The sequence below is a fragment of the Kitasatospora sp. NPDC041988 genome, from assembly GCF_055588525.1.
This window is the reverse complement of sequence record NZ_JBVJCO010000049.1, coordinates 34186-59134: the sequence shown is the minus strand read 5'-3', so window position 1 is coordinate 59134 and position 24949 is coordinate 34186. Positions and strand designations below refer to the sequence as shown.

Below are 24949 nucleotides of genomic sequence, written 5' to 3'. Positions count from 1 at the left end.
CCTCCCCCCCCCCCCCCCCCCCCCCCCCACCCCCCCCCCCCCCCCCCACCCCTCCCCCCCCCCCCCCCCCCCCCCCCCCCCCCCCCCCCCCCCCCCCCCCCCCCCCCCCCCGGGCCGGCTCACCCCGCCTTGGTGGCCAGGTCCGCCAGGATGATGATGTTGTCGGTCCAGTGGCCGTCCGCGCCAATCCGGCCGCCGCAGGTGATCAAGTGGAGCTCGGGCGCCGGGGTGTCGCCGTAGACCGTCTCGGTCGGGAACCGGTCCTTCGGGGCCTGGAGCAGCGTGCGGACGCGGAACTCGACCGTGCTGCCGTCGGCCCGCTGGACCTGGATGGCGTCGCCCGGCCGGAGCTTCGGCAGCGAGTGGAAGACGGCCGGGCCGTGCGCGGTGTCGTAGTGCCCGATCAGGACGGCCGGGCCGGTCTCGCCGGGGGTCGGTCCGTTGCGGTACCAGCCGACTTCACCGGCCCGGTCGGCGGCCGGGACCTCGACGGTGCCGTCGGCGTTCAGGCCGAGTCCGGTGACCGGGGCGTCCACGCCGGCGGCCGGGACGAGGAGCCTGGTCGGCGCCGAGGCGGCGAAGGGGCGTGGGGCGGTGGCGGGCGTGGTGGGAGCGGCCGTACCGGTGTTCGGCGCGGACGCCGCGGGCGGGGGGTCGGCGGCGTTGTGCACGGAGGGTTCCACGCGCACCACCGGGGTGCGCTGGCCCGACAGTGCCACGGTGGCGCCGAGCACCAGGCAGAGCAGGCCGGCCGCGCCGAAGGCGGTCCGGCGCAGCCCGTCCGCGCCGGGGCCGGTGTCCCGGCGGCCGCGATGGGCTCCGGTGCGCCTCCCGCGGCGGTCGGCCGAGCGCCCGGCCCGGTGGCCGCCACGGTCCGCCCCGTTCGCCGGCTCCGTACGGTCCGCCGCTTCGCCGGTTCCGGGTCTTCCGTCGTCCGGCAGGGGCCCGCCGCCCCACCCCGGTACGTGACCGTACGGGGGCGGGGCGGCGGGGTGCCCGGAGGGCCCGGAACCGGTGTCAGCCGCGCGCACCGGAGCGGCGGCGCAGGACGGCGTAGCCCAGCGCCCCGGCCCCGAGGGCGGCCACGGTGCCACCGCCGACGAGCATGAGGCCGGAGTCACCGGCGGAGCCGGAGCCGTCGCCGGCCTGGGCCGCGCCCTTGGGCACGTCGCGGACCTGCGGCGCGGTGCCGCCGGGGGTCTGCGGCACGGGCGCCGCGGAGGGGGCGGTGCCGGAGCCGGCCCCGGCGACGGCGGGGGCGCCGGGGGAGCGCGGGGCCGCCGGCTGCGGGACGGCGCCGGGCGACTTGGCGCCCTCGACGGCCGGGGCGCTCGCGGCGCTCGGGGCGGCGGGGGTGGCGGTCGCGGGGGCCGCGGAGGGGGCGGCCTTCCCGCTGCCCCCGTCCGCCCAGGCCGTTCCGCCGGTGACGGCGGTCAGCAGGGCGGCGCCGGTGAGGGCGCAGACCGCCAGGCCCCGGCGGGCGGTCGAGCGGTTGGTACGGCTCCTGGTCATACGGGGTGTCTCCTTCGTCGTGACGCGCGCCCGGCCGGGTTCGGCCGGGGTGTCGTCAGTGACGCTAGGAGCGCCGTGTCGCGGTCCCCGGCCGGTCGTGTCACGGCCGCCCATCGGCTCTGTAACGGTGGCGCGGGCGCGACGGGACCGGCGGACGTACGCGCCCCCGACGCGCGGGCGTGGGCGTCGCGCTCCGGTGGGGAGTCACTACGGTGGGGTGCCGGCGCAGGCATCCGGTCTGCGACAGGGGAGGGAGCGGCTCAGTGGTGACAACAACGGAACCGTCCGATTTTCGAGGCTTCGACGTGGTGCGGCGGGGCTATGACCGCGCAGAGGTCGACAGCTGTCTCGCGGCCCTGGCGGCCGGGGGCGGGCCGGCCGGCCCGCCCGTGTTCACGATTCAGCGGCGCGGCTACGACCGCGACCAGGTGGACGCGCACGTGCGGGGGCTGCTGGCGCGCAGGGGCGTCGGCGGGTGGCGGTGACGCGCTTCCCCGGGCTCAGGCGTCCGTCGGCAGGGCCGGCGCGGTGCGGCGCGGCGGTGCGGTGCGGGGGTGGGCGGGGAGGGGGAGGGTGAGCGCGTCGGCGGAGTCGGCGGGCAGGGCGAGAGCGGCGGTGACCTCGGCGGGGAGGTCACGCAGGCCGAGGAGGCCGGCACCGAGGCGGGCGGTGGCGCGGTGCCAGTCGCCGATCCGCTGGAGCAGGGCGTGGCCGCTGCCGGTCACGGTGTAGCCGCAGACCCGGGCGCCGGCCTCCCGCCCGCGGGCGGCGAAGCGGAGGGTCTCGGCGGGGGAGGTGACCCTGTCCCGGTCGCCGTGCAGCATCAGGACGTCCCGGCCGGCGAGCTGCTCGCACGGGTCCTCGGGCGGGCACCAGGGGGCGAGGGCGACGACGCCGGTGACGTTCGGGTGCCCGGCCGCGCGCAGGGCCGCCCGGCCGCCCATCGAGTGGCCGACCAGGACGGTCGGTACACGGCCCAGCTCCTCGGCGAGGTCGCCGAGCGCGGCGCCGGTGTCCCGGGCGGCGTCGGCGCGCTCGCCGTTCCAGCCCCGGTGGCGGTAGCGGACGGTGCCGATCGCCACCCCCGCGCCCGCCGTTTCGAGGCGCAGCGCGCGGAGGAAGCCGTACATCCGCAGGCCGGGCAGGTTGAGCGGGCCGGGCCGGGAGAGGCTGTGCTCCTCACCGCCGTGCAGCACCAGCACCGCGGCTGCCGGCCGGTCCGGCAGTTCGCGCCAGACCAGCGCGCGGTGTCCGCCGGTGCTGCTCGCGCGGCCCGGTCCGGCCGTGCCCGATGCGTCGTTCCCGCTCACCCTGTACCGCCCCGCCCCGCTGTCCGTTCCGTGGACCGCCACTGTACGCGCCGACGGCGGGCGGGCGGCAGGGTGGCCGGACGGCGCCGAGGGGGACACCGGCGACCCGTGCGGCAGCGCCCATCAGGCCCAGCCGTGGCCGGTCAGGACGTCAGCAGGCCCTGTTCGCGGACCAGCCAGCAGATCGCGGTCAGCCGCTGCACCGCGTAGTCGTACCCCACCGGCTCCAGCCGGCCGGTCTCGGCGAGCGCGTCCAGGAGGCCGAGTGCGTAGGCCGACAGTTCCGCCCGGTCCAGCGGCCGGGGCAGCAGCTCCGGCCCCTGCGCGTGCAGCAGCTCGCGGATCTGCGCGGCGTGCTGGTCGACCGCCGCGACGAAGCCGGGCGCGACCGCGAACTCGGCGAGCCGCGGCCTGAAGGCGGCGACGATCCCGGGCAGGGGGCAGCCGGCCGGCTGGTCGGAGGAGCCCCGGTGGGACTCGTCGGGCGTGGCGAACATCCGTCCACGGTAGGCGAGCCGGTCGGCCGTCCGGGCCGGTCCGGCTGAGACCTTTGCCACCCCGGGGCCTGTCGTCGGACGCCCGGCGCATTCGGCGAAACGCCGGGAGCGCGGGGTGCTCTGTACCAGAATGGCCCGTATGGATCTTCGAATCTTCACCGAACCCCAGCAGGGCGCGAGCTACGACACGCTCCTGCGCGTCGCCCGGACCGCGGAGGAGCTCGGCACCTTCAGCGCCTTCTTCCGCTCCGACCACTATCTGAAGATGGGCGGCGTCAGCGGCCTGCCCGGCCCCACCGACGCCTGGATCACCCTGGCCGGCCTGGCCCGTGACACCAGCACCATCCGGCTCGGCACCCTGATGACCGCCGCGACCTTCCGGCTGCCCGGCGTGCTCGCCATCCAGGTCGCCCAGGTCGACGCGATGAGCGGCGGCCGGGTCGAGTTCGGCCTCGGCGCCGGCTGGTACGAGGCGGAGCACGCCGCCTACGGCATCCCCTTTCCGAAGGAGAGGTTCGGGCGGCTGGAGGAGCAGCTGGCGATCGTCACCGGCCTCTGGAACACCAAGCTCGGCGACACCTTCGACTTCGCCGGGGAGTACTACCGGCTGGCGGACTCGCCGGCGCTGCCCAAGCCCGCCCAGGAGAAGATCCCCGTCCTGGTCGGCGGCACGGGCCCGACCCGCACTCCGGCGCTGGCCGCCCGCTTCGCCGACGAGTTCAACATGCCGTTCACGTCGGTCGAGGAGAGCGCCGCCCAGTTCGGCCGGGTCCGCGCCGCCGTCGAGCAGGCCGGCCGTCGGGCCGACGACCTGGTGTACTCCAACGCCCTGGTCGCCTGTGTGGGCCGCGACGACGCCGAGGTGGCGCGTCGGGCCGCCGCGATCGGCCGCGAGGTGGACGAGCTGAAGGCCAACGGCCTGGCCGGTACCCCGGACGAGGTGGTGGCGAAGCTCGGCCGCTACGCCGCCGTCGGCACCGAGCGTGTCTACCTGCAGATCCTCGACCTGGACGACCTGGACCACCTGGAGCTGATCGCCTCTCGCGTCGCTCCGCAGCTGGGCTGAGCGCCCGCACCACCGGCGCACCGGTACTGCCGCCGCACCGCCGTCACCCCGGTCGCCGTCCGGGGCGGCGGGGGTGCGGTGCTGTGAGCGGACGGTGAAGGCGCTCGGCCGGACCGGCGCTGACCACTAGTCTTTACTTCCTCTTGGAGGAGGGAAGGCTCCTTCGAGAGGCGGAAGCCGGGGGAGTCAGGGGGAGTGCCGGTGGTGGAGACGACGGCGCCGGGGGCGAGCCCCCCGGGAACGGGACTGTCCGGGGCCCGGGTGCCCGTGCCGAGGGCAGGCAACGCCGCCGCCGTGCGGGCGGCCGGCCCGAGCGGGCCGGCCGGGCCGGTGCTGCGCCCGCGCGGACTGCACGACCTGCGGCAGGACCGCCCGGGTCAGGCGTCGGCCGGCCCCGCGCCGGCCGCGCTGCACTACCGGGCCGACGACCTGCTGGTCGTCTCCGGCCTACCCGGCAGCGGCAAGAGCACCCTGATGCGGCGGTGCATCACGGCCGGCCTGGTCGACTCCCAGCAGGTGCGGGAGGAGTACGCGGCCCGGCTGCCCGGCTGGCTGCCGTACTTCGTCTACCGCCCGCTGGTCCGGGCCGCGCACTACCGGCGGCTGCGCCGCGCGGTGCTCGGCGGCGGCCCGCTCGCGGTGCACGACTGCGGGGCGCTGCCCTGGGTGCGGCGTTGGCTGGTCCGGGCGGCGGCCCGGCAGGGGCGGCGGGTGCACCTGATCCTGCTGGACGCCAGCGCCGGTGAGGCCCGCGACGGCCAGCACGCCCGCGGCCAGCACGTCTCCGCGTACGCCTTCGCGCGGCACCGGGAGTCCGCCCGGCGGCTGCGCCGCAGGCTGGCGGGGACGGGGGAGCCACCGGCCGGTTGTGCGTCGGCCGTGGTACTCGACCGGGCCGGTGCGCGTGCCCTGCGGGAGATCGTCTTCGTGGCGTCGTAGTCTCGGCGAGGCGGTGCGGGGCCGCCCGCCGACCCGTCCGGGTGGCCTTCCGGGGCTCTCCGGGGCGGACGGGGTGTCAATTTTCGGACAACCCGGGGGCATTGCTGCAATCGCTCGACACGGGAAATGCTCCACCTGTCACCGGTGTCGGTCGATCAGGCTTTCGGGTTATGTCCGATTTGCCGTCAGAACTTTCAGGCCGGAAGACATCTGACGCGTACACGCGGCCCTGCGTAGCCTTGGCTCGGCGGCTCCCCCAAGCGGCCGCCCCCCCACAACTCCCCCTCAGGAGCGCAGATGCCTCGTTCTGCCCGCGTCCCGTCGCGTCTTCCCCGCAGATTCCTCAGCGCCGCCGCCCTCGTCGCCGCCCTCGGGCTCACCCAGTTCGCCGCGCCCGCCTCGTTCTCCACCGCCACCGCCCAGGCCCCGGCCGCCCAGTGCGTCGGCGGGGACACCGCGGCGAGCCAGGATGCGGGCGCCCGCAAGCCCGCCGGCAGCACCGCCGGCCAGGAGCCCAACGCCGTCACCGAGGCCCAGGCCAAGGCCATGGACGCGGACCTGCAGGCCCGCGTCGCCAAGCTGGCGCAGTCCTCCCAGGGCAGCGCGCTGCTCGCCCCCGGCACGCTGGCCGCTGCCACCACCATCCCGGTGTACGTGCACGTCATCCACTCCGGGTCGACGGGCAAGCTCTCCTCGACGGACATCGGAAAGCAGATCTCCGTCCTCAATGCCGCCTACAGCGGCCAGGGCGCCGGCAACACTCCCAGCCAGTTCCAGTTCCAGCTGGTCGGCACCGACTACACCGACAACGCGACCTGGTACAACGGCGTCACCCCGGGCTCCTCGGCCGAGAAGTCGATGAAGAGCTCGCTGCGCAAGGGCGGCGCCAACGCCCTCAACCTCTACACCGCCAAGCTCGGCCAGTCGCTGCTCGGCTGGGCGACGTTCCCCAGCTCCTACAGGTCCAACCCGAGCGACGACGGCGTCGTCATCCTCGACTCCTCGTTCCCCGGCGGCTCGGCCGCCAACTACAACGAGGGCGACACCGCCACCCACGAGGTCGGCCACTGGCTCGGGCTCTACCACACCTTCCAGGGCGGCTGCAGCGGCCAGGGCGACTACGTCTCCGACACCCCGGCCGAGAAGAGCGCCGCGTTCCAGTGCCCCGCGGGCCGCGACACCTGCACCGCGACCGGCGTCGACCCGATCCACAACTTCATGGACTACACCTACGACTCCTGCATGACGCAGTTCACTTCCGGCCAGGTCGCCAGGATGTCCAACTCCTGGGCCGCCTACCGGGCCTGACGGCCTCGGCCGACCGAAACCCTGGCGGGTGCGTGGGTGATGGGGCCCGCGCATCCGCCAGTACCAGTCCCGGTCCCGGAACGGGCTCAACGGAACGGGCTCAACGGAACGGGCTCAACGGAACGGGCTCAACGGAACGGGTTCAGCAGAACGTCTCGATGTAGAGCAGGGTCCGGCCGTCCTCGCCGGTGAACTCGTAGGCCAGGTAGGACAGTAGCTCGGCGACGTCGTAGCGGCTTCTGACCTCCAGCCAGGCGGTCGGCCGGTCGGCCTCGCGGAGGAAAGCCGGGAACCAGCGCTCCTGCCCGTAGTCGTAGGCGCTGCCCATGGACATCAGGTCGGCGCTCACGGCCAGCCGTTTGGCCCGGCGCGGGTCCAGCGGGCCCCGGGTCAGCGTCCATCGGCAGCCGGTCGCGTCGGTGAAGCCGCGGTCGGCGACCGGCGACGGAACGAACGCGGGCGACTCGTCCTCCGCCGGTAGCTCCCGTCCCGCCAGGGTCTCGGTGAAACCGCCGGTGAGATGCGGCTTCTTCGGCCTGTTCCTCGCCATCCGACCAGGATGGCACAGGGTTCGAAAGTGTTCGACGCCTCCGGTGTGGCAATCGGTGGCGGAATGTCCCTTTTGATCTATGTTTGGGGAGTCAGAGGCTGGTGAAGCCGAGGTAGCGGTCGAACAAGGAGCAGCGGCATGGCCAACAGAGCCAACCCCCGGATCGTCGTCGGCGTGGACGGCTCGCCCGCCTCGGAGCAGGCGCTGCGCTGGGCCGTGGACTACGCCCGGCTGGCCGTCGCCGACGTCAACGCGATCGCGGCCTGGGAGTACCCCGCGTTCTACGGCTGGGCCGGGCCGAGCGTGCCCCCGGCCGAGGGGTTCAACCCCGAGGAGCTCGCCGGACGGACCCTCTCCCAGACGGTCACCAAGGTCGTCGGCGACGACCCCGGGGTCCGGATCACCGAGTCCGTGCTGCCCGGCAACGCCGCCAAGGCCCTGCTGGAGGCGGCCGACGGCGCCGCGCTGGTCGTCGTCGGCAGTCGCGGCCTCGGCGGGTTCTCCGGCGCCCTGCTCGGCTCGGTCAGCCGGCACCTCACCGAGCACGCCCCCTGCCCGGTCGTCGTGGTCCGTGACCAGCACAAGCCGGCGGCGGCCGGCTGACCCCCCCCAGGGGGAGACTGCGGCGGTCCCTCGTCCGGCTGACCGCGGCGCCGCGCGGAGCCCGGACGGAGGGCAGGATGGAGACATGCCAGAAGGTGACTCCGTCTACCGTGCGGCGGCCCGGCTGCACGACGCCCTCGCCGGCCAGGTGCTGACCGCCGCCGATCTGCGGGTGCCCGCGCACGCCACCGCCGGCCTCGCCGGACGGCGGGTCCTGGGGGTCGCCCCGCGCGGCAAACACCTGCTCACCCGCCTCGAAGGCGGGCTCACCCTCCACACCCACCTGCGGATGGACGGCCGCTGGGAGGTCTACCGCCCCGGCGAACGCTGGGCCGGCGGGCCCGCCTGGCAGATCCGCGCCGTCCTCGGCACCGAGCGGGGCACCGCGGTCGGCTACCGGCTGCCCGTCGTCGAACTGCTGCGCACCGCCGACGAGCAGCGCGCCGTCGGCCACCTCGGGCCCGACCTGCTCGGCCCCGACTGGGATCCGGCCGAGGCCGTCCGCCGGCTCCTCGCCCACCCCGGCCGGCCCGTCGCCGAAGCCCTCCTCGACCAGCGCAACCTGGCCGGCATCGGCAACGTCTACGCCAACGAACTCTGCTTCCTCGCCGGCGTCACCCCGTGGACCCCGGTCGGCGAACTGGCCCGCCCCGAACGGCTGGTGGAGCGGGCCCGACAGCTCCTCGACGCCAACAGGCTGCGCGCCGGCCACATCACCACCGGCGACACCCGGCGCGGCCACCAGCACTGGGTCTACGGCCGTGCCGGGCATCCCTGCCCGCGTTGCGGCACACAGGTGCTGACGGCCACTCAGGGAACGCCGCCGCAGGAGCGGGTGGCGTTCTGGTGCCCGTACTGCCAGCGCGGCCCGGCCCCCGAGGCCCGGCCTACCGGCGCTCGACCAGGGCCGGGTGGCGGGGGTCGTCGACCCGGACGGTGAGGTCGGCGAGGTCGGCCGGGACGGTCTCGGCCTCGTAGCGGGCGAAGGCGGGCAGCGTCCACTGCTCCTCGGGAGGGGTCCGGCGGGCCAGCGCGGCCGGGGAGAGCGCCAGGTGAACGGTCAGCTCCAGCGGCAGCCAGCGGCCGAGCAGCAGCGCGCCGTCCAGCAACAGGACGCCTCCGGGCGGCAGTTCGGTGTACGGGGCGCGGGTCGACCGGTCCGTCACCGGGTCGCGCAGCGAGGGCAGGACGCGGCCGCTGCCGCCGGGCTCCAGCGGGTCCAGCACCTCGCGCAGCAGCGCGCCGTCGTCCAGCCAGAGGTCGTGGAAGGCGTCCGCGTCCTGCTTGCCGTATTCCAGCCGCACCGAGGCGGGCCGGAGGAAGCCCGCCGCCGACACCCGCAGCGCTTGGCGCCCGCGCAGCCGCAGCGGCTCCACCAGGGCGTCCGCCAGCGCGCCGGGCCGGGCGGCCGTGGCGCCGTCCACCGCCACCCGCAGCCACCGCTCCCCGGCCCCGGGGAGTGCGGTGATGCGGTCGGCGAGGAGTTCGGCGAGCCGGTCGGGCGAGATCGGGTGTACCTGCACCCGCCCATCTTGCCCGGACGCCGAGCGGCGCGGCTGCGCCGGGGTCGGGCTGCGCCTGGGGTCGGTGGTGCCCGGGGCGGGTGCTGCCAGGGTCGGTGGTGCCCGGGTCGGTGGTGCCCGGGGCGGGTGCTGCCAGGGTCGGTGGTGCCCGGGTCGGTGGTGCCGGGTCAGGGGAGGGGCAGGGCGTGCAGGACGTCGTCGTGGCCGGCGTAGAGGTGGCCGGAATCGTTGGAGAGCGACCAGACGTCGACGCCGGGGCCGGAGTCGCGGAACGTCCAGCGCTCCTCGCCGGTGGCCGTGTCGAGCGCGCAGACGCCGGCGGCGGCCGGGCCCGGCACGAAGAGGGTCGGCCCGGCCAGAAGCAGGCGGCTGCGGCGGTCGAGCCGGAACGGCAGCCGGTGCGACCAGAGTTCGGCCCCGGTGGCGACGGCGTGCGCGGTGACCAGGCCGTCGTCGCGGGGCAGGTAGACCCGGGTGCCGTCGCCGACCGGCGGCAGACAGCGCCACTCCTCGGACGGCCCGGGCACGACCGACCAGTGCGGGGTGCCGTCGGCCAGCCGCAGCGCCCGGACCCCGGCCGAGTTCGCGGGTGCGTAGACGTGCTCGCCGTCGGCGACGGCCCAGCCCAGGGTCACCTCGACGGGCACCTCCCAGAGCCGCCTGCCGGTGGCGGTCTCCAGCAGGGCCAGGTGGTTGCCGCCGACCGAGCTGTCGACGACGGGGACGCGGCCGCTGGCCGAGGTGAGCGGGGTGAACGGCCGCTCGCCGCCGACGGACGGACGGGCCCAGCGCACGGCCGTGTCCCGGTAGCGCACGGCGAACAGGTTGTCCGCGGAGTCGAACGGCCGGGGCGTGGCCCGCCCGTAGACGAGGTCACCATCGCAGCCGAACAGCGTGATGCTGGTGCCCAGCTCCTCGGGCAGCGGCAGGCTCCACTCCGAGGCCGGGTCGGTGAGGTGGCGGCTGTCGACATGGCCGTTCGAGACGGTGTACACCCGGTCGCCGCCGATGGCGACGCGGGCGTTCGACAGTTCCACGTCGCTCGGCCAGTCCGTCTTGGGCACGGGGAAGTCCAGAGTGCGCAGCGGGGTGCCGGTGGCGGGGTCGAGCACCTGGAGCCCGGAGCGGGAGACGAAGACCGGCCGGCCGGGGCGGTCGCTCAGCCGCTCGGGCGTCATCGCCTCCGGGCCCCGGTACGTCCAGAGCGGCTCCGGCCCGGCCAGCCGGGTCGGCCGCGGCTTGGGCGGCACCGGGCCGGCCCCGCCGCCGGACCGGGCGAACGCCCAGACCGCCCCGCCCGCCGCCAACACCCCGGCCCCGGTCAGCAGCTGCCGCCGGCTCAGCCGGGGCCCGCCGTCCTCCCCGGCGCCCCCGCTCACCACGTCCCCCGGCGCCTGCGCCGCCTCGCCGCCCTCGCCGTCCCACTGCCACGACGCCCCGCCCGCGCGACCCGCCCCGTCGGGCTGCTCGGGCACACGCGCTGCGGAACGGTCGGACGCTGCCGGCTGCATCTTCGGTACTCGTCTCCCCCGGGGCAGCCGCTGCGCTGCGCTGTCCGAGCGAGGATATCGAAGCAGCCCGGAATCGTTCGCAGGCGCCCGGGCATCGCCGCTCTGAACCTCAGGCCTCGCCGCCCGGACCGTGGTCGGCGAGGTCGGCGAGGACCTGCGCGTGGCAGGGGAGGGGGACGCACCAGCAGCCGAGGCGGTGGCCGCGGAGGGCAGGGACGAGGGCGAGCAGGTCAGGGCGGGCCAGGAGGTAGGCGCGGTACCGGGTGAGCATCCGCTCGCGGGTGAGGTCCGGGCCGGGGCGGTAGGGGCAGTGCAGGGGGTGCTCGGGGAGGTGCCAGCCGCCGCGGTGCACGGCGCGGCCGACGTAGACGACGTCGGCGTACGCGGGGTCGTCGCGGTGGCCCTTGAGGTTGACCACGGTGGTCGGGCCGGTCCGGCCGGTCGGGCCGGCCTTGCCCTGGTCGGTGCGCGCCATGGCGACCATGCTGGCGCAGCCGGAGGCGGCGGGCACGCCGGGCGGGGCCGGGCTCGCCTTGACAGTCTCTTGACCCGGGCGTAGCAAGAGAGAATGCCCCAGGGGATGCCGGCGGACCGGGCCGGTCCGCACGCGACCGGCGGTACCCGGGCGGCGCGGCCCGACCCGCACCGCCGCCGGGAGAGCGATGCCGCGGCCAGGGCGGCCCACGAGCGGGACGCCCTGCTGGCCACCGCCGTCCGCAAGGCGATCGCCACCACCGACGCCTACGGCGGCATGGTCTACCTGCGCTCGCGGGACCGGCGCTCGCTGGTGCTCTGCACGATCGCGGGCGTGCCGCTTTCGATCATCAGCGCGTTCCGCCGGGTGGCCGCGGCGGGGCCGATGCCGGCGGCGGTCAGCTACCGCACCGGGCGGACGATCACGCTGGCCGACACCGAGGACATGATGCGGCGCTTCCCGCAGCTCGCCGTCGGCATGCCGTACGACTTCGCCTCCGCCTGCGTGCCGGTCACCGCGGGCGAGGAGCGGTACGGGGTGATCAACGTGCTCTGGGCGGCCTCCGACGAAGGGGTGCCCGAGGGCGCGCGCCGGCACCTGCGGTCGGTGGCCAACCGGCTGGCGGCCGGGTTGGCGGCGCTGGAGGCGGACGGGCACCCGGTCGAGCCGAACGGCGACACCGCCGTGGTCGAGCTGGTGCCGCCCACGCCGCCCAGCACCCGGGTGGGGCTGTTCGACTGGAACGTGGCCACCGGGGCGCTCTCCGTCGACGACCAGTTCTGTGAGATCTTCGGCCTCGACCCCGCCGAGTTCGACGGCCGCGCGGCCACCCTGACCACCCGGATCGCCCCCAGTGACCTGCCCGAGTTCCGGGCCGCCGCCCGCACGGCGCTCGACCGCGGCCGGATGCTGGCCGCCCGGGTCCGGGTGCTGGACCAGCAGGGCCGCCCGTTCCCCGTCGAGCTCTGGGGCCGGGTCCCCGAGGGCGGCGACCCGGGCGTGCGCACCCACCTGGTCGGCGCCGTCCTCGACACCCGGACCGGTACCGCCGCCGCGGCCGCCGTCGAACGGCTCCGCGATGGTGTCTTCTCGCTCGACCCGGACGGCCGGATCACCTACGCCAACCGCAGCGTCGAGCTGCTGCTGCGCACCCGCCGCGAGGAACTGGTCGGCCACCACCCCTGGGAGGCGCTGCCCTGGCTCTCCGACCCGGTGTACGAGAACCGCTACCGGGCCGCCATGCTCTCCCAGCAGCCCACCGCCTTCCTGGCGGCCCGGCCGCCGGACGACTGGTTCGCCTTCTCGCTCTACCCGGACGCGCACGGCGTCACCGGCCGGGTGGTCGCCGCCGAACCGCCGCCCGGCACGGCCGAGCCGCCGAGCGAGCCCCTGCCGGGCGCCCGGACCGGCGTCGGCGGCATGTACCACCTGCTCCAGCTCGCCAGCGCGCTCACCGAGGCCGTCACCGTCCGCGAGGTCTGCCGGGCGGTCGCGGACGAGATCCTGCCGGCCTTCGGCGGCCAGGAGCTGGCCATCTACGCCGTCCGTGACAAGCGCCTGCACCTGATCTCGCAGAGCGGCTACCCGGACGGCTTCCTCGACCGCTTCGAGGGCACCCCGATCGGCGCCCGGGTGCCCGGCGCGGAGGCGCTCAGCACGGGTACGCCGATCTTCTTCGAGTCCGTCCACGACCTCGCCGCCGCCTACCCCGGCATCGCGCTGGACGAGATGCGGGCCTGGGCCTTCCTGCCGCTGATCGCCTCCGGCCACCCGGTCGGCAGCTGCATCATCGGCTTCGACGAGGCCCACGCCTTCACCGTGGAGGAGCGCGGCCTGCTCACCGGCCTCGGCGGCTTCATCGCCCAGGCGCTGGAGCGCGCCCGGCTCTACGACGCCGAGTTCGCCCTGGCCCGCGGCCTCCAGCAGGCCCTGCTGCCGCACCGGCTGCCGCGGATGGAGGGCATCCGGATCGCCGCCCGCTACCTGCCCGGTACGCAGGGCATGGAGATCGGCGGTGACTGGTACGACGCCATCGTCACCGGCCGCGACCTCACCCTGGTCATCGGCGACGTCGAGGGCCACAACGTGGGCGCCGCCGCCACCATGGGCCAGCTCCGCAGCGCCGTGCGGGCCTTCACCACCGGCGGCCACCCGCCGGACGAGGTGCTCGTCCGCACCAACCAGCTGCTGCTCGACCTCGACCCCGGGCTGCTCGCCAGCAGCTGCCTGGTCCGGCTCACGCCCTCCGACGGCAGCGCCCTGATCGCCCGCGCCGGGCACCTGCCGCCGGTGCTGCGCCACCCCGGCGGGCGCACCGAGGCGCTGTACGTCGCGGGCGGCCCGCTGCTCGGGGTGGACCAGCGGGCCGAGTACCCGGTCACCGAGCTGCGGCTGGACCGGGGGTCGCTGCTCGCCCTCTACACGGACGGGCTGGTCGAGGACCCGGCAGTGGGGATCGACGAGGGTGTGGACCGGCTGCGGGCCGCCCTCGCGCACGCCACCGGTGTGGCGGACCCGGAGGACGAGGGGCTGGACCGGCTGGCGGAGCGGCTGCTGCACGAGGTCGGCTCGACGCACCGGGTGGACGACGTGGCGCTGCTGCTCACCGCCTACGGGTGAGTGGCGGGGCGGGCCGGGCGGGTGCGGGCCCGTGCGGGGGTGGGCCGGGCCCGGGCGGCAGGGGAGGCGGCCGCGACTTTCGTCAGGGGTACGGGCGCGACTTTCGTCGGGGGTACGGGCGCGACTTTCGTCGGGGGTGGATCGAGACGAAGGGTGAAGGCGCCCGGTGCGGCGGTTTCGTTAGCCTCGACGGGTGGATGCACTGGCAAAGGCCTGGTCGAAGGCGGTACGGACGGCGTTTCCCGGGCCCTGGCGGCCCGGGCTGGTGGTGCGCGAGGCCGCCGGGGCGCTGCTGCTGGGCACGCTGGGGGTGCTGATCGAGCTCGGCAGCGACCCCGGCCTCTGCCTGGTCTCCGGGCCGGCCGCCGCCGTGCTCTTCCTGCTCCGGCGCGGCCTGCCGGCGACTGTCCTGGTGCTCACCGCCACCGCGAGCGGCTGGGGAGCCGGGCCGCTGCCGCTGCTGGTCTGCGCCGGCTGGTCGGCCGGTGCCCGGGTGAAGCGGGTCGCCGTGCTGGCCGGCTCGTTCACCGGCGGGTTCCTCCTGATGACGGCCACGGGCGTGCTGAAGGACGCCGGCTCGGCCCCGGTCAAGCTGATGATCGGCTTCTCGCTCGGCGGATTCCTGCTGCTCGCCGTGCTGCCCGCGCTCTGGGGCCGCTACCGGGCGCAGCGCCGGGCCCTGCTGGACGCGCTGCGCGAGCGCAACGACCAGCTGCTGCGCGAGCGTGCCATGGTCGCGCACCAGGCCCGGCTGCGGGAGCGGCACCGGATCGCCCAGGACATGCACGACAGCCTGGGCCACCAGCTCGCCCTGATCTCCGTCCACTCCGGCGCCCTGGAGGTGGACCGCACGCTCACCGAACGGCAGCGGGAGGCCGTCGGCGTGCTGCGGCTGGCCGCCGTCGCCGCGATGCGTGAGCTGCGCGAGGTGGTCGGCGTGCTGCACGACGAGTCGGCCGCCCCGCCGCAGCTGCCGGGTGCCGCCGCGCCGCCCGGCACCGGCCGCACCGGCGGCCTGGACGGGATCGGGAAGCTGGTCGAGTCCTCCCGGGCGGCCGGGACGCCGGTCTCCTTGAGCGAGGCGGGCGAGCGCCGCCCGCCCGCCGCCAACGTCGGCCACGCCGCTTACCGGATCGTCCAGGAGGCGCTGACCAACGCGCACAAGCACGCGCCCGGCGCTCCCATCACCGTCGCGCTGCGCTACGAGCCGGACGCGCTGGTGGTGGAGGTCGCCAACCCGCGGGCGCCCGAGCCGGCCGGCGTCCGGGCGGGCGGCGGCACGGCCGTGGTCAGCGGCGGCCAGGGGCTGACCGGTCTGCGCGAACGGGCCCGCCTGGTCGGCGGCATGGTGCACGCCGGGCCGACGCCCGAGGCGGGGTTCCGGCTCGCCGCGGTGCTGCCGTACGAGGGGACGGGCGGGGCGGCGGACGGAGTGGCGGGTGGTGCGGCGGGCGCGCCCGGGGGCATCGGGGGCATCGGGGGCGCGTCCGGGAGCACGGGCGCGGAGGCGTGGATGCCGGCCGCGCTGCCGTCGGTCGAGGGCGGGCCCGGTGCGCGGCGAGGGCGCAGCCCCGCGCTCGGCTGCGCCCTCGGCGGGGGGCTCGTCCTGCTCACCGTGCTGGGCCTGCTGGTCTGGGGTGTGGTCTCGTTCGTCCGTGCCGCCGATGAGGCGACCGTGCAGCGGTCGGTCTACGACGCGATCGAGGTCGGGACACCGCAGGCCGAGGTGGAGAAGCGCCTGCCCGTCGGCAACGACTTCTTCACCAGGGAGTACAAAGGTTCCGGCCCGACCCCGCCGGCGGGTTCTGCCTGCAGCTACTTCCTCTCCGGGGAGGCGTCCGCCGGCTGGGGCGAGGACAACATCGTCCGGCTCTGCTTCAAGGAGGGCGTCCTGGTCGACAAGCAGCACTACCCGGCGAAGTCCTGACCGGGGGAAGGGCCGGGGGCCGGAGGTGTGAGGATGGTGCCGAGCAGTGCCACCCGCACCCACCGAGGGGATGACCAGCAGTGATCCGAGTCCTCGTCGCCGACGACGAGCCGCTCATCCGGGCCGGGATCAGGATGATCCTGTCCTCCGCCGACGACATCGACGTGGTCGCCGAGGCCTCCGACGGCCGGCAGGCCCTGGAGCTCGCCCTGGCCCACCGGGTGGACGTCGTCCTGCTGGACATCCAGATGCCGGTGATGGACGGGCTCACGGCGCTCGGCGAGCTGCGCCGGGTGGTGCCCGGCGCGCGGGCGCTGATCCTCACCACCTTCGGGGAGCGCGACAACGTGCTGCGCGCCGTGACCGAGGGAGGCGCCGGATTCCTGCTCAAGGACACCGCGCCGGCCGAGCTGATCCAGGCCGTCCGGGCCGCCGCCACCGGCAACGCCTTCCTCTCACCCGCCGCCACCCGGCACATCGTGGACTCGCTGGCCGGCGGCGGTGTCGGCCCGGCCGCGGCCCGGGGCGCGGCGGCCCGGCGGCGCCTGGAGGTGCTGACCACGCGTGAGCGGGACGTGCTGGCGCTGCTGGGCGAGGGGCTCTCCAACGCGGACGCCGGCGCCCGGATCCACATGAGCGAGGCGACGGTGAAGACGTACGTCAGCCGGATCCTGGCCAAGCTGGGCTGCGACAACCGGGTACAGGCGGCACTGCTGGCGCGGGACGCGGGGCTGGACGGCGGGGCCTGAGCGCTCGCGGCGCGTAGGGCCAGGGGGCGGTGGGGGGCCGCGCAGGCCGTCCGTTGCGTCGGATACGGACCGGTCGTGCACCATGCGTTGCGCCACGGCGCGGCCACGGAGAGTGGCGAGTGTGGGCGACGCCACGGCGGGCCGGCGCGGAACCGGGAACTCCGGAGGGGTCGGTGACGGTGCGTCGGCTGTTCGTCACGCCAGGTCGACGGTGTGGGCGGCCTCACGGATGGACAGATGTGAGCGCGGGCACGGGAATTGACCATTTGATCTTGAAAATGCGGTCAAACCTGGTCATTTCGGATGGAGTTTCATGATCGATACCGCCGGTAACAGTCAACTGACCTGCGGCGTCCAAGAATTGCTTGTGGCGGCCCGGGAGGGCCCGTAGCTTCATTGGCGGTGCAACGAGCACCACCCGGGTTCACCCCCGACGCACAGCCCGCCGACTGACCCCCGGCGCGAGGGCGGTGCCCGCCGACACGGCCGGCTCGAACAGGCCGCCGGCGAGCGAGGGTGACCGGGGCGGCACGGCACGTCCGACACGTGCGTGGCCGCCCGTCGAGTGAGGTGAGCGCGATGGCCCTGCCAAGGGTCTGGTTCCGCCTGCCCGCCCGGGGCTTGTCGAGAGGACTTTCATGACTTTCCGTCACGAGACCGCCGCTGCCACCACCAACACCGCCACCACCGGCAGGCGCCGCAGCCGTGCCCGTCTGGTGCTGGTCGGCGGGGCCGTCGCGGCCCTCCCGGTGGCCGGCCTCGTCACGGCCACCTCGGCCTCCGCCGCGCCCACCTCCACCTGGGACGTGGTCGCCCAGTGCGAGAGCGGTGGCAACTGGAGCATCAGCACCGGCAACGGCTTCTACGGCGGACTGCAGTTCACCCCGTCCACCTGGGCCGCGTACGGCGGTACCGCGTACGCGTCGCAGGCCAACCAGGCGACCAAGGCGCAGCAGATCTCCGTCGCCGAGAAGGTCCTCGCCTCGCAGGGCCCCGGGGCCTGGCCGGTCTGCTCGGCCAAGGCGGGCCTCAGCAAGGGCGGCGCCCCGGCGGCCGTCGACACCTCGGCCCCGGCCGCCAAGGCCGAGGCCCCGAAGGCCGCCGCACCCAAGGCTGCCGCACCCAAGGCCGAGGCCCCGAAGGCCGCCGCACCCAAGACCCAGCAGCAGGCCAAGCCCGCGCAGACCCCGCAGGCGAAGCCGGCCCAGGGCGAGCAGACCCGGCCGACCGTCAAGTCGCAGAAGTCGCAGTCCTGGAAGTCGCAGGACGCGGCCAAGCCGGCTGCCCCGGGCACCAACACCGCCGGCGGCAGCTACACCGTCAAGAGCGGTGACACCCTGAGCGACATCGCGGCCAAGTTCGGCACCGACACCGCGACCCTGCACGCCAAGAACGTCAAGGCGATCGGCGACAACCCGGACCTCATCTTCCCGGGTCAGACCCTGAGCCTCTGACGGCTCGTCCCGTCCGTCCCGAGCGGCCGTCCCCTGGGGGGCGGCCGCTCCGGCGCGTCGGACGTGTGCGCCAGGTGTCTCGGGCCGTGATTGTTGAACGTTGAACGCGACGTCCGAATACCGCCGGACTCGCGAGCGCCACGGGCCGAAGATCGAGTCATGTCCGAGAACGAGTCGAGGAGTTCCACCGATATGACGACGATGACGGCTGTGACGACCGTGGCGACGGCCGAGCCCGCGAAGCTCGACGGAAAGGTGGCCCTGGTGACCGGCGGCAGCCGGGGGATCGGGGAGGCGGTCGCACTGCGGCTGGCCGAGGACGGCGCCGACGTCGCGTTGACCTACCGGGGCAGTGCCGAGCGGGCCGAGGCGGTCGCGGCCAAGATCACGGCAATGGGCCGGCGCGGCTGGGCGGTCCGCGCGGACAGCGCCGACCCGCTGGAGGTCCGGAACGTGGTGGAGGCGGTGGCCGAGCGCTTCGGCCGCCTCGACATCCTGGTCAACAACGCGGGCGTCGGCGTGCTCGGCCCGATCGAGGAGCTGGCGTTGGACGACGTGGACCGGGTGCTTGAGGTCAACGTCCGGGCGCCGTTCCTCTTCGCCCAGGCGGCCTCCGCCCACCTGGCCGAGGGCGGCCGGGTCGTCACCATCGGCAGCTGTATCGCCAAGCGCGTCGCCTTCCCCGGCGCCTCGCTCTACGCGACCAGCAAGGCCGCGACGATCGGCCTCACCAAGGCGCTGGCCCGTGAGCTGGGCCCGCGCGGGATCACCGTCAACGTGATCCACCCCGGGCCGATCGACACCGACATGAACCCGGCGGACGGCCCGTCGGCCGAGTTCCAGGCGAGCCTGACCGCGCTCGGCACGTACGGCAGCGGTGCCGACGTCGCCGCCACCGTCGCCCACCTCGCGGGCGAGGACGGCCGCTACATCACGGCCGCCGAGATCGCCGTGGACGGCGGGTTCGCGGCCTGACCCGCCGAGCGCGGGCGAGCGGGGCGGGCGGAGGGACACGACGATCGGCCCGGCGCGGTGTTGCGCCGGGCCGGTGGCCGGTGGTCGCGTTTACGATCGGCCGGTCCGAGCACACGTCCCAACTCCGAAGAGGTGTCGCCATGACCGCAGCGGAAGACCCGATCGACCTGCTCGCCCGGGCCCTTGCCCAGACCGCCGGGCTGATCGACGGCGTCGGAGCCGAGCAGGCCGGACATCCGACGACCTGCCGGTCCTGGGACGTGGCCGATCTGATCAGCCACCTCCTCTGGGACCTCCGGCAGTTCGCCGTCCGGGCGAACGGCAGTGACCCGGACTTCACGCAGTCCTTCGAGCGGGTCGAGGACGACTGGCTGCACGCCTTCGAGGCCGGGGCCGAGAAGCTGGTCGCTGCCTGGCGGAACGCCGGGGACCTCGGCGGCGTCATCGAGGCCCCCGGCGTCGGCGTCGTCCCCGCGCGCTTCCCGGTGGACCAGCAGACCGCCGAATTCGCCGTCCACGGATGGGACTTGGCCCGCGCCACCGGCCAGTCCACGGCCGGCCTCGACCACGACGTGGCCCGCACCTCGCTCGCCTGGGCCCGCGGCGCGCTGCGCCCCGAGTACCGCGGCAGCGAGGGCGACGGCCGCGCTTTCGGCCCCGAGGTGACCGTTCCCGAGGACGCGCCGGTCTACGACCGGCTGGCGGCGTTCTTCGGGCGTGACCCGCGGAGGGCCTGAGCCGTTCCCGCCCGTGTGGTCGGTGGAAGACGGTGTCGTCGGTGGAGGACGGTGTGGTCAGTGGAAGGTGCTGCGGTCGGTGGAAGCCTGTGCGGTCGGTGGAAGACGGTGCGGTCAGTGGAAGACGGTGAGGACGGCTCCCCACTGCGAGGTGGTCCGCCCCGTCGCCGCGCAGGGCCCGTCTGCCGTCGCCACCTGGTAGGCGGTGGTGAGGCGGTAGGAAGAGAGGGCCAGCGTCGGGAGGGCGGTCCATCCGGTGCTGAACTCGGGGGCGGTGCCGGAGTTGGTGCCCGCCGTGCCGACCATGAGGTCGCCGCGGGCACAGGTGGCGGGGGTGGTGCTGGTGGTGAAGGCGGTCCCGCCGGACGGGCCGTGCGCCTGGGCGGTGCCGCGTGCGACGGAGATCCCGCGGAACTCGTCCACGGCGACGTGGTACTTGCTGGCGTGCGGGTAGGTCACGTGGATGGAGTCCGCCGTCGTCAGCGGGGGAACGCCGAAGGCCGCGAAGACCAGCACCCGGTGCCGCCTGGAGTCCGTCACGTCCCCCGCGGTCTCGAACAGGTCGCCCCGGGTGTCCGTGACCGTGACGCTCCCGGGGCAGGTGCTGGTCAGCATCATCGTCACGACCAGCGCGTCCCCCCGGACGACCGGGGCGAGGACCGGCAGGACGACACCTGTGCCGGCGAGCACCTGCTGGTCCGCGGCCGGGCGGCCCACCCAGGCCGGGTCCGCCGTCGCGGCCGGCTGGTCCGTCGCCGGGCGGGGTGTGCCGGCCGGCGGGCCGGCCAGGTCGGCGTCCGTGGCGGGGGGCTGGACGGCCGCCGGGTCGCCGGACGGGCAGTCCTGGGGAAGCGGGGCCGCGGCGACGGGCCTGTGGAAGGCGAGGACGCCCAAGGTGGAGCAGACTCCGACCAGCGTGCCGACCAGCAGGGTGACCGCGTGGGTCCAGAACCGGCGGCCGCGCGCGGGCGGTCCGGCGGGTGCCGTGGCCGGGGGTGCCGACGGCTCGTCAGCGGGCCGGCCGGGCCGGTCGGGCGGGGTGGGCTGCGGGGGCGCCGCCGGAGGGGTCCCGGGGGCCGGGTCCCTGCCGGTGGCGGCGGACCAACGGCGGTGCCACTCGGCCTCGTCGCCGCCACAGGCCTGGACGTAGGCCCTGGTGGTGGGCCAGGACGGCAGGCGTGAGCCGGAGGCCGCCTCGTACAGGGTGGTGTGGGAGATCGAGCCGGCCTTCTTCGCCATGGTCCGGAACGAGGGCTGGCCCGCGTCCCGGCGCAGTCGGCACAGCTCGGCGGCGAAGCTCTCCGCCGCTGTCCGTGCCTGTTCTCTCTCCCCGGCTTGCGGCTCCCGATCCGCCATGACGCCCCCCTGTTGTCAGACCGTGTCAGATCCATCGGTGACGCTGTTCGCTTGTCGCGTACGGATCATAGCGACGAGTGACGGCGGCGATCGGCGATCGGCCAGATCCTCATGGGGGAGGGCGTGTTCGGGGCCGGTCGTCCCCGATGTCAGCTGTTGTCAGTTCCTGTCAGCCGGTATCGAACACCGCAGGCGGTCGGGTCAGCTGTCCCCGCCGCCGCAGTCATGGCGGCGGCACCCGGGGAGACGACGAACGACAGGGGAGATCGGCATGAGCAAGGGACTCCTTCGCAGGATCGGGCGCCGCGGGGCGACCACGGCGGCCGTGGTGGCACTGGCGGCCGGCGGCGTCGGCCTGTCGGCGGGCAACGCGTCCGCCGACGGGTGGTACTACATCAGCAGCCACACCCCCAGCGGTCACGGCGTGGGCCTGTACTCCCTGGCCCAGTCGACCTGGCCGTCCTACAAGCCCTGGAGCATCGACCTGGGCTCCTACGCCGGGTGGGGCGACAAGATCGCCCCCGACTGCTGGACGCGGGGCGAGAACATCAACAACCAGGGCAACGTGTGGTACAAGATCCACGCCGCCTACTCGTACAACTACAACGCCACCTACGTGGGAACCGCCTACGTGTACGGCGCTTACGCGGACGGCAACTGGTACTTCCACTACGCCTGGCAGAACGGCGCCATCGGCCAGTGCTAGGGCTCGGAGCAGCCCGTCCCGCCCGCACGCCGGGCGGGGCGGACCGCGTCACGGCGCCTGACGGGCGGCGGCCTGCTTGATCGCCTCGCGGATGCGGGGGTAGGTGCCGCAGCGGCAGATGTTCTGGATCTGGTCGATGTCCGCGTCGGTCGGGGCCGGGGTGCGGCGCAGCAGGGCGGCCGCGGTCATGATCTGGCCGGGCTGGCAGAAGCCGCACTGGGCGACGTCGCAGGCCAGCCAGGCCTCCTGGACGGGGTGCAGGGTGTCGCCGTCGGCCAGCCCCTCGATGGTGGTGACGCGGCGGCCGGCGCAGTCCTTGACCGCCACCGTGCACGGCTGGAACTCCTCGCCGTCCAGATGGCTGGTGCAGGCGCGGCAGACGCCGACCCCGCAGCCGTACTTGGGGCCGGTGACGCCGAGCTTGTCGCGCAGCACCCAGAGCAGCGGCATGTCGTCCGGGGCCTCGACGGTGACCGGCTGCCCGTTGAGGACGAAGGTGTGGCTGGGCATGGGGGTGCGCCCTTCGGGAGTCGGTGGGAGGGGATCAGAAGTCGATCGGGAAGGAGCGCGGGCTGGTGCCGGTCGCGCGGGCGTACGCGTTGGCGACCGCCGCCGAGGCGGCGGGGACGCCCAACTCGCCCGCGCCGCCGGGCGGTCCGCTCGGCGGCATGAGGTGGATCTCGACCGACGGCGGGCTGTGCCGCTGCCGGGCGTAGCGGAAGTCGGCGTAGCTGCCCTCGCGGACGGCGCCGTGGTCGATGTGGTTGCCGGCCTGGAGGACGACCGAGATGCCGTCGATCAGCGCGCCGGTCAACTGGGCTTCCAGGCCACGGGGGTTGATCACCAGACCGACGTCGGCGGCGATCACCGCCCTGGTGACGCGGGGCTGCTTCGGGTCGGTGGCGTCCAGCTCGACCAGGTAGGCGGCGCGCCCGCCGTTCTCGTCGTGGTAGCCGATGCCCTGGGCCTGGCCGGCGGGCATCGCGCGGCCCCAGCGGCCGGCCTGGGCGACCTTGTCGAGCACGGCCCGGCCGGCGGCGCCGCGCACCCGGGCCCGGCGGAAGGCGACCGGGTCCCGGCCGAGGCGCCGGGCCAGTTCGTCCATCATGATCTCGTCGGCGACCCGGACGGTGCCGGAGTAGACCGAGCGCCAGCTGCCGGTGTGCATGTCCAAGGGGACTTCGGCGAGGAGCTGGGTGGGGATCCCGACGTCGTAGGGGTTCTTCTCGCTGAGCAGGAAGAACGCCTGGGCGAGGCTGATCCCGGCGACCGAGAGGTTGAACCCGGCGGCGGTGAGCGCCTCGCCGAGGCCGTGCCGGAAGTCGGTCCGGACGGTGGCGGCCCGGTGCTCGTAGCTGATGACCTGGCCGAGTCCGTAGGTGGCGCGGATCCGGTGGTGGCTGGCGGGGCGCATCCGGCCGTGGCGCATGTCGTCGTTACGGGTCCACATCAGTTTGACCGGGCGGCCGGCCGCCTTGGAGATCCGTGCGGCCTCCAGCGCGGCGTCGAAGAACAGCCGGCGGCCGAACGAGCCGCCGCCGCGCACCACATGGACGGTGACGGCGTCCTGCGGCAGGCCGAGATCGGCGGCGATGGTCTGCTGGGCGACGATCGGGGTCTGCGAGGCGAACCAGATCTCGGCGCGGTTCGGGCGCACGTCGGCGACGGCCGTCAGCACTTCCATCGGCGCGTGGTTGACGAAGGCGAAGTCGAACTCGCCGTCCACGTACTGGGTCAGCAGCGGCGGGACGAGGAACGGCAGGTGGGCGGCGCGCAGCCGGGCGCGGATGTCGGCGTCGGAGAGCGCGGCGACGGGGCCCGGGTTCCACGCGGTGTGCAGGGCGTCGCGGGCCTTGAGCGCCTGGTCGAAGGTCTCGGCGAGCACGGCGACGCCGGTCGGGACGGTGACCACGCCGAGGACTCCCGGCATGGTGCGGGCGGCGGAGGCGTCCAGCGACTTGAGGGTGCCGTTGATGGTGGTCGGGCGGGCGACGACGCAGGGCACGGCGCCGGGGATGGCGAGGTCGCCGGCGTACTTGGCGCGGCCGGTGACGATGTCGCGGGCGTCGATCCGGCCGGTCGGCCGGCCCACCAGGCGCTGCTGGTCGGGTGACTTGGGCGTGGCGGACACGGCCGGGACGGCGATGCCGGCGGCCTCGGCGGCGAGTTCGCCGTAGCCGGCCCGGCGGCCGTCGGGGGCGAGGACGGCGGAGTCGGCGGTGCGCAGGGAGTCGGCCGACAGCGACCAGCGGCGGGCGGCGGCGGTGACCAGCCGGGCGCGGGCGGCCGCGGCGGCGGCGCGGACCGGATCGTACAGCGAGCGCACCGAGTTGGAGGCGCCGGTGAGCTGGTTGAAGAGCAGGTCGGGGCGGCCGTCGGAGAGCGGGACGTCGACGTCGCTGAGCCGGGCGTCGAGCTCGTCGGCGACCAGCATGGCGATGGTGGTGGTCAGGCCCTGGCCGACCTCCAGGCGGGGGAGGTGCAGGGCGGCGCGTCCGTCGGCGGTGACCTCCAGCACCAGCAGGTGGGAGGTGGGCAGGCCGGCCAGGATCAGCGCGTCGCCGAGGTCGAGGATGTCCGGGATGCCGGGAAGGCCGAGCAACTGGGGCGCGGCGCCGGCCTGTTCGGCGAACGCGCCCTCGGCGGCGGTCCGGACGGCGGCCCGGGCGGTGGCGGGCGCGGCGGCGTCCAGGCCGAGCCGCGCGGCGACGGTGAGGGTGGGGGCGGCGAGCAGGTAGGTGAGGAAGCGCCGGCGGCCGCCGGGGGCCGGGGCCGTCGCGGCCGGGGCCTCGGCGGCGGGGGTCTCCCGGTCCGGGCTTCCGGTCGGGGCAGGGGCGTCGGGAGTGCTGCCCGAGGGCGCGATGGAGGTGCTGATGGGAGGAGCCCTTCGAGCCGGTGACGGCTCCGGCCGGGCGGGCCTGGGCGGCCCCGGCCCCGCTGCCGGATCGCGAACGCCGACGAGCATAGGAGGGGGTTACTGGCCGGTCAACACGGGCACTTCGGGCCGGAAGGGGCATCTGATCGCATGTCGGATGGGGCGGATACGGACGGTGCCGGGCGCGGGGGCGGCGGTTCGGGTACCGCCGCCCCGGGTGGGAAGGGCGTGTGGGAAGGCGTGCGGGAAGAGCGTGC

General features: G+C 75.2%; 24 protein-coding genes. 13 read left to right on the top strand and 11 right to left on the bottom strand.

What is annotated here, in order from left to right:
• Window positions 1-119: 119 nt before the first annotated feature.
• Together ACZ6NC_RS34350 and ACZ6NC_RS34345 are read right to left on the bottom strand one after the other, a co-directional pair.
• The gene (locus ACZ6NC_RS34350; RefSeq protein ID WP_465737787.1) at window positions 120-734 is read right to left on the bottom strand and encodes a class F sortase; all 615 of its coding nucleotides are present in this window, start codon (window positions 732-734) and stop codon (window positions 120-122) included.
• A 283-nt stretch (window positions 735-1017) separates the two neighbouring features.
• Window positions 1018-1512 (bottom strand): hypothetical protein, encoded by a 495-nt coding sequence (locus ACZ6NC_RS34345; protein WP_465737786.1) that lies wholly within the window; start codon window positions 1510-1512, stop codon window positions 1018-1020.
• 266 nt (window positions 1513-1778) lie between these two features.
• Here ACZ6NC_RS34345 and ACZ6NC_RS34340 point away from each other — a divergent pair, with 266 nt between their 5' ends.
• The gene (locus ACZ6NC_RS34340; protein ID WP_465737785.1) at window positions 1779-1997 is read left to right on the top strand and encodes a hypothetical protein; all 219 of its coding nucleotides are present in this window, start codon (window positions 1779-1781) and stop codon (window positions 1995-1997) included.
• 15 nt (window positions 1998-2012) lie between these two features.
• On the opposite strand, the gene ACZ6NC_RS34335 is transcribed toward ACZ6NC_RS34340, so the two are convergent.
• Both ACZ6NC_RS34335 and ACZ6NC_RS34330 read right to left on the bottom strand, forming a co-directional pair.
• Window positions 2013-2822: an alpha/beta hydrolase gene (locus tag ACZ6NC_RS34335; protein ID WP_465737784.1), complete on the bottom strand. Its 810-nt coding sequence runs from the start codon at window positions 2820-2822 to the stop codon at window positions 2013-2015.
• 143 nt (window positions 2823-2965) lie between these two features.
• Complete coding sequence (locus ACZ6NC_RS34330) at window positions 2966-3319, bottom strand: DUF6401 family natural product biosynthesis protein (protein ID WP_465737783.1); 354 nt, start codon at window positions 3317-3319, stop codon at window positions 2966-2968.
• A gap of 139 nt (window positions 3320-3458) precedes the next feature.
• Here ACZ6NC_RS34330 and ACZ6NC_RS34325 point away from each other — a divergent pair, with 139 nt between their 5' ends.
• From ACZ6NC_RS34325 to ACZ6NC_RS34315, 3 genes are all read left to right on the top strand, one after another.
• Complete coding sequence (locus tag ACZ6NC_RS34325) at window positions 3459-4385, top strand: LLM class F420-dependent oxidoreductase (RefSeq protein ID WP_465737782.1); 927 nt, start codon at window positions 3459-3461, stop codon at window positions 4383-4385.
• A 267-nt stretch (window positions 4386-4652) separates the two neighbouring features.
• Complete coding sequence (locus ACZ6NC_RS34320) at window positions 4653-5324, top strand: AAA family ATPase (RefSeq protein WP_465737781.1); 672 nt, start codon at window positions 4653-4655, stop codon at window positions 5322-5324.
• 297 nt (window positions 5325-5621) lie between these two features.
• Window positions 5622-6632: a zinc metalloprotease gene (locus ACZ6NC_RS34315; protein WP_465737780.1), complete on the top strand. Its 1011-nt coding sequence runs from the start codon at window positions 5622-5624 to the stop codon at window positions 6630-6632.
• A gap of 142 nt (window positions 6633-6774) precedes the next feature.
• On the opposite strand, the gene ACZ6NC_RS34310 is transcribed toward ACZ6NC_RS34315, so the two are convergent.
• On the bottom strand, window positions 6775-7182 hold the full coding sequence (locus ACZ6NC_RS34310) for a hypothetical protein (RefSeq protein WP_465737779.1): 408 nt from the start codon (window positions 7180-7182) through the stop codon (window positions 6775-6777).
• A gap of 138 nt (window positions 7183-7320) precedes the next feature.
• Here ACZ6NC_RS34310 and ACZ6NC_RS34305 point away from each other — a divergent pair, with 138 nt between their 5' ends.
• Together ACZ6NC_RS34305 and ACZ6NC_RS34300 are read left to right on the top strand one after the other, a co-directional pair.
• Window positions 7321-7785, top strand: a complete 465-nt coding sequence (locus tag ACZ6NC_RS34305; protein WP_465737778.1) for a universal stress protein — start codon at window positions 7321-7323, stop codon at window positions 7783-7785.
• Window positions 7786-7870: 85 nt separating this feature from the next.
• The gene (locus ACZ6NC_RS34300; protein WP_465737777.1) at window positions 7871-8725 is read left to right on the top strand and encodes a DNA-formamidopyrimidine glycosylase family protein; all 855 of its coding nucleotides are present in this window, start codon (window positions 7871-7873) and stop codon (window positions 8723-8725) included.
• Here ACZ6NC_RS34300 and ACZ6NC_RS34295 read toward each other — a convergent pair.
• The 3 genes from ACZ6NC_RS34295 to ACZ6NC_RS34285 form a co-directional block, all read right to left on the bottom strand.
• Window positions 8673-9308 carry a nucleoside/nucleotide kinase family protein gene (locus ACZ6NC_RS34295; RefSeq protein ID WP_465737776.1) on the bottom strand — a complete coding sequence of 212 codons (636 nt, stop codon included), beginning with the start codon at window positions 9306-9308 and terminating at the stop codon, window positions 8673-8675. The genes ACZ6NC_RS34300 and ACZ6NC_RS34295 overlap by 53 nt on opposite strands.
• A 167-nt stretch (window positions 9309-9475) precedes the next feature.
• Entirely contained in the window at window positions 9476-10783 is a 1308-nt protein-coding gene (locus tag ACZ6NC_RS34290) for an outer membrane protein assembly factor BamB family protein (RefSeq protein ID WP_465737775.1), read from the bottom strand.
• 145 nt (window positions 10784-10928) lie between these two features.
• Complete coding sequence (locus ACZ6NC_RS34285) at window positions 10929-11294, bottom strand: DUF4326 domain-containing protein (protein WP_465737774.1); 366 nt, start codon at window positions 11292-11294, stop codon at window positions 10929-10931.
• A 93-nt stretch (window positions 11295-11387) separates the two neighbouring features.
• On the opposite strand from ACZ6NC_RS34285, the gene ACZ6NC_RS34280 reads away from it, so the two are divergent.
• The 6 genes from ACZ6NC_RS34280 to ACZ6NC_RS34255 all read left to right on the top strand — a co-directional run bounded on the left by ACZ6NC_RS34280 (window position 11388) and on the right by ACZ6NC_RS34255 (window position 19755).
• Entirely contained in the window at window positions 11388-13913 is a 2526-nt protein-coding gene (locus ACZ6NC_RS34280; protein ID WP_465737773.1) for a SpoIIE family protein phosphatase, read from the top strand.
• A gap of 193 nt (window positions 13914-14106) precedes the next feature.
• Window positions 14107-15840, top strand: coding sequence for a sensor histidine kinase (locus tag ACZ6NC_RS34275; RefSeq protein ID WP_465737772.1), 1734 nt, complete (start codon window positions 14107-14109; stop codon window positions 15838-15840).
• 80 nt (window positions 15841-15920) lie between these two features.
• Window positions 15921-16589, top strand: coding sequence for a response regulator (locus ACZ6NC_RS34270; protein WP_465737771.1), 669 nt, complete (start codon window positions 15921-15923; stop codon window positions 16587-16589).
• A gap of 638 nt (window positions 16590-17227) precedes the next feature.
• Complete coding sequence (locus ACZ6NC_RS34265; protein WP_465737770.1) at window positions 17228-18043, top strand: transglycosylase family protein; 816 nt, start codon at window positions 17228-17230, stop codon at window positions 18041-18043.
• A gap of 201 nt (window positions 18044-18244) precedes the next feature.
• On the top strand, window positions 18245-19018 hold the full coding sequence (locus ACZ6NC_RS34260) for an SDR family NAD(P)-dependent oxidoreductase (protein ID WP_465737801.1): 774 nt from the start codon (window positions 18245-18247) through the stop codon (window positions 19016-19018).
• A gap of 140 nt (window positions 19019-19158) precedes the next feature.
• Window positions 19159-19755: a TIGR03086 family metal-binding protein gene (locus ACZ6NC_RS34255; RefSeq protein WP_465737769.1), complete on the top strand. Its 597-nt coding sequence runs from the start codon at window positions 19159-19161 to the stop codon at window positions 19753-19755.
• A gap of 114 nt (window positions 19756-19869) precedes the next feature.
• Here the strand turns inward: ACZ6NC_RS34255 and ACZ6NC_RS34250 are convergent, their stop codons facing one another.
• Window positions 19870-21111, bottom strand: a complete 1242-nt coding sequence (locus tag ACZ6NC_RS34250; RefSeq protein ID WP_465737768.1) for a hypothetical protein — start codon at window positions 21109-21111, stop codon at window positions 19870-19872.
• 271 nt (window positions 21112-21382) lie between these two features.
• Between ACZ6NC_RS34250 and ACZ6NC_RS34245 the strand changes: the two genes are divergently transcribed.
• Complete coding sequence (locus tag ACZ6NC_RS34245; protein WP_465737767.1) at window positions 21383-21817, top strand: hypothetical protein; 435 nt, start codon at window positions 21383-21385, stop codon at window positions 21815-21817.
• Between the two features lie 48 nt (window positions 21818-21865).
• Here the strand turns inward: ACZ6NC_RS34245 and ACZ6NC_RS34240 are convergent, their stop codons facing one another.
• A complete protein-coding gene (locus tag ACZ6NC_RS34240) occupies window positions 21866-22327 on the bottom strand; it encodes a (2Fe-2S)-binding protein (RefSeq protein ID WP_465737766.1) in 462 nt (153 codons plus the stop codon).
• 34 nt (window positions 22328-22361) lie between these two features.
• A complete protein-coding gene (locus ACZ6NC_RS34235) occupies window positions 22362-24782 on the bottom strand; it encodes a molybdopterin cofactor-binding domain-containing protein (protein ID WP_465737765.1) in 2421 nt (806 codons plus the stop codon).
• Window positions 24783-24949: the final 167 nt, after the last annotated feature.

Bases quoted from the DNA above. Each gene is read 5' to 3' on its own strand.
- ACZ6NC_RS34250 (WP_465737768.1), bottom strand. From the start codon at position 21,111: ATGGCGGATCGGGAGCCGCAAGCCGGGGAGAGAGAACAGGCACGGACA.
- ACZ6NC_RS34310 (WP_465737779.1), bottom strand. From the start codon at position 7,182: ATGGCGAGGAACAGGCCGAAGAAGCCGCATCTCACCGGCGGTTTCACC.
- ACZ6NC_RS34285 (WP_465737774.1), bottom strand. From the start codon at position 11,294: ATGGCGCGCACCGACCAGGGCAAGGCCGGCCCGACCGGCCGGACCGGC.
- ACZ6NC_RS34240 (WP_465737766.1), bottom strand. From the start codon at position 22,327: ATGCCCAGCCACACCTTCGTCCTCAACGGGCAGCCGGTCACCGTCGAG.
- ACZ6NC_RS34305 (WP_465737778.1), top strand. From the start codon at position 7,321: ATGGCCAACAGAGCCAACCCCCGGATCGTCGTCGGCGTGGACGGCTCG.
- ACZ6NC_RS34300 (WP_465737777.1), top strand. From the start codon at position 7,871: ATGCCAGAAGGTGACTCCGTCTACCGTGCGGCGGCCCGGCTGCACGAC.
- ACZ6NC_RS34265 (WP_465737770.1), top strand. From the start codon at position 17,228: ATGACTTTCCGTCACGAGACCGCCGCTGCCACCACCAACACCGCCACC.
- ACZ6NC_RS34235 (WP_465737765.1), bottom strand. From the start codon at position 24,782: ATGCTCGTCGGCGTTCGCGATCCGGCAGCGGGGCCGGGGCCGCCCAGG.
- ACZ6NC_RS34245 (WP_465737767.1), top strand. From the start codon at position 21,383: ATGAGCAAGGGACTCCTTCGCAGGATCGGGCGCCGCGGGGCGACCACG.
- ACZ6NC_RS34330 (WP_465737783.1), bottom strand. From the start codon at position 3,319: ATGTTCGCCACGCCCGACGAGTCCCACCGGGGCTCCTCCGACCAGCCG.
- ACZ6NC_RS34345 (WP_465737786.1), bottom strand. From the start codon at position 1,512: ATGACCAGGAGCCGTACCAACCGCTCGACCGCCCGCCGGGGCCTGGCG.
- ACZ6NC_RS34260 (WP_465737801.1), top strand. From the start codon at position 18,245: ATGACGGCTGTGACGACCGTGGCGACGGCCGAGCCCGCGAAGCTCGAC.
- ACZ6NC_RS34315 (WP_465737780.1), top strand. From the start codon at position 5,622: ATGCCTCGTTCTGCCCGCGTCCCGTCGCGTCTTCCCCGCAGATTCCTC.
- ACZ6NC_RS34280 (WP_465737773.1), top strand. From the start codon at position 11,388: ATGCCCCAGGGGATGCCGGCGGACCGGGCCGGTCCGCACGCGACCGGC.
- ACZ6NC_RS34255 (WP_465737769.1), top strand. From the start codon at position 19,159: ATGACCGCAGCGGAAGACCCGATCGACCTGCTCGCCCGGGCCCTTGCC.
- ACZ6NC_RS34325 (WP_465737782.1), top strand. From the start codon at position 3,459: ATGGATCTTCGAATCTTCACCGAACCCCAGCAGGGCGCGAGCTACGAC.